This is a genomic window from Actinotalea sp. JY-7885, assembly GCF_014525465.1.
GTDB lineage: Bacteria > Actinomycetota > Actinomycetes > Actinomycetales > Cellulomonadaceae > Actinotalea.
Map to the genome: position 1 here is coordinate 1 of NZ_JACEXH010000283.1, position 2,373 is coordinate 2,373.

The 2,373-nt window shown below is 75.0% G+C and carries 2 protein-coding genes and 1 tRNA gene; 2 read left to right on the top strand and 1 reads right to left on the bottom strand.

Translation table 11 applies throughout. The features are described from left to right. The first annotated feature begins 340 nt into the window (after window positions 1–340). Complete coding sequence (locus tag IDM29_RS16275; RefSeq protein ID WP_182113475.1) at window positions 341–1,093, top strand: phosphatase PAP2 family protein; 753 nt, start codon at window positions 341–343, stop codon at window positions 1,091–1,093. Between the two features lie 20 nt (window positions 1,094–1,113). On the opposite strand, the gene IDM29_RS16280 is transcribed toward IDM29_RS16275, so the two are convergent. After that, window positions 1,114–1,186: transfer RNA gene (locus IDM29_RS16280), tRNA-Arg, on the bottom strand. 170 nt (window positions 1,187–1,356) lie between these two features. Between IDM29_RS16280 and IDM29_RS16285 the strand changes: the two genes are divergently transcribed. Further along, window positions 1,357–2,373 (top strand): GTPase domain-containing protein (locus tag IDM29_RS16285; protein ID WP_188037795.1); only part of this gene is annotated, 1,017 nt, incomplete at its 3' end.

Genomic DNA, 2,373 nt, shown 5'->3' on the forward strand with positions numbered 1-2,373 from the left:
ACCGCCCGGCGCCCGGCCGCACGGCGCGGTGCGCGGCTCCGGTCGGCGCTGCGCTCGGCGAGCAGCTGGTCGATCCGGGCGGCGCGCACGCTCCCGCGCGTCGCGCGCTCGTGCTCGCGGGCGGCTATCTCGTAGACGGTGATGGGATGCATGGTGGTGCTCCTGGGACGTGAAGGGACTGGTTGCGAGGACGGGCCAGGTCCTTCACCGCGGTGCTCCCAGGCTGGCAGGCGGCGGCGCCCGCGGGCACGTGAATATCCGGGCGCGAGGGCCTCCCGAGGCCCGGGACGGGGCGTCGGCTCGTCGCGCGAAGGGCTGCACGCGATGCGATGCTCACCAGATGTCAGCAACGAGCTCCGGGTGGGTCGCCGGCGCGCGTCGGCGCGCCGCCGAGGTGTGGGGACGGCGCACATGGGTCACGGACCACGGGCCGCAGGTCGCGATCGTCGTCGGCCTCCTGCTCGTCGTGCTGGGGACCGCCGGGTTCTTCGGGGTCTTCGACGCCGTGCAGGAGAGGGACGACCTCGCGGAGCTGGACACCCCCGTCCTCGAAGGGCTCGCGCAGGCGCGCAGCGCGCCCGTGACGGCGGTCCTCACGGTGATCACGACGGTCACCGGCCCGGAGATCCTGCCGGTGCTCGTCCTCGTGGGGACGCTGACGTGGGGCTTCTGGCGCAAGCAGTGGTGGCAGGCGGGTCTGCTCGCCGGCGCGATGATCGCCTCGACGCTCGTCTCGGTCCTCATCAAGTCGGCGGTCGCCCGGCCCCGGCCGCCCGTCGACACGATGGTCGAGGCGGGGGTGGAGACCACCTACTCCTTCCCCTCGGGCCACACGATCGGCACGGCGACCCTGCTGCTCGTGGTCGGGTACCTCGCCTGGATCCGCGAGCCGCGCGTCGCGTCGCTCGTCAGGTGGTTCCTCGGTGTGGTCCTCGGGGTGGCGGTCGTGGCGCTGAGCCGGCTGTACCTCGGGTACCACTTCGTCACGGACGTCGTGGCGTCCGTCGCGCTGGCGGTCGCGGTGCTGGGAGGGGTCGTGGTCGTCGACCGGCGTCGTGCGGCCCGGGCCGCGCGGGTCACCGCCGACGCCTGACGCGGACCACCCGGGCGGCGCGCCCCCGGCAGGATTCGAACCTGCGACCTGCGGATTAGAAGTCCGATGCTCTATCCACTGAGCTACGGGGGCCGGCGCACCCGGACGTCGCTGTGCCGAAAAATGGCACTTGACCTGCGATGACGCAAATGCGGCCCCATCGTACACGCGGCCCGCCGCCCGCCGCCGGGAAGACGGCGACGCGCTGCTCGGCGCGGTCGTTTGGCCGCCGACGCGCCGCACGGGAGGATGGTCCCGTGACCATGGCACCGAGCACCTCAGGGCTCCCGCCAGCGGTCCGTACCGGTGTCGAGGGGCGTCCGACCGGCCTCGCCCGGTCGGCGACGGCGTCGGTCGAGCAGCGGCCGCGCGCGAGCGCCTCGCTGCTGGACGCGGTCAGCGACCTGCGCCGCGACGTGGACGCCACGCGCTTCCCGCTGCCGCTCCCGGGGGTCCGGGAGGCCGAGGAGCGCCGGGTGCAGCTGCTCGACCAGCTCGACGACCACCTGCTGCCCCGCCTGCGTGAGCTCTCCGCCCCGGCCGTCGTGGTCGTCGCGGGCTCCACGGGCGCCGGCAAGTCGACCCTGGTGAACTCGATCGTCGGTCGGGAGGTGAGCACCGCGGGCGTGCTGCGGCCGACGACGCGGCGTCCCGTCCTGGTGCACCACGGTGCCGACACCGAGCTGCTCGCCGACCACCCGCTGCGCGACGCGGTCGACGTCGTGGTGAGCGACGAGGTGCCGCGGGGCATCGCGCTCGTCGACGCGCCCGACCTCGACTCGCTGGTGGAGAGCAACCGGAGCACGGCGCACCGCCTGCTCGAGGCCGCGGACCTGTGGGTCTTCGTCACCACCGCCGCGCGCTACGGCGACGCCCTGCCCTGGCAGGTGCTGGACCGCGCCGCGCTGCGCGGGACCTCGATGGCCATGGTGCTGAACCGGGTGCCGGACGACGCGCTCGTGACCATCCGGACCGACCTCATGGCGCGGCTGCGCGCGCGGGGCCTCGCGGCCGTGCCGCTCTTCATGGTCAAGGACCTCGGCCCTCACGAGGGCCTGCTGCCGCCCGCCGCCGTGGCGCCGATGCGCCGGTGGCTCGCGATGGTCGCGGGTCCCGACCGGGCGCGCGCCGTGATCACCCGCACGCAGCGCGGTGCGATCGCGGCCCTGCGCCCGTGGGTCGAGGAGCTGGCCGACGCCGTGCAGGCGCAGGTCGACGCCGCGTCGGCGCTCGGCGCGGTCGTCGAGGAGGCGCTCGGCCGCACGGCGGACGCGGCGGTC

Excerpts from the sequence above, each read along its gene's own strand:
- IDM29_RS16275 (WP_182113475.1), top strand. The coding sequence starts at position 341 with ATGTCAGCAACGAGCTCCGGGTGGGTCGCCGGCGCGCGTCGGCGCGCC.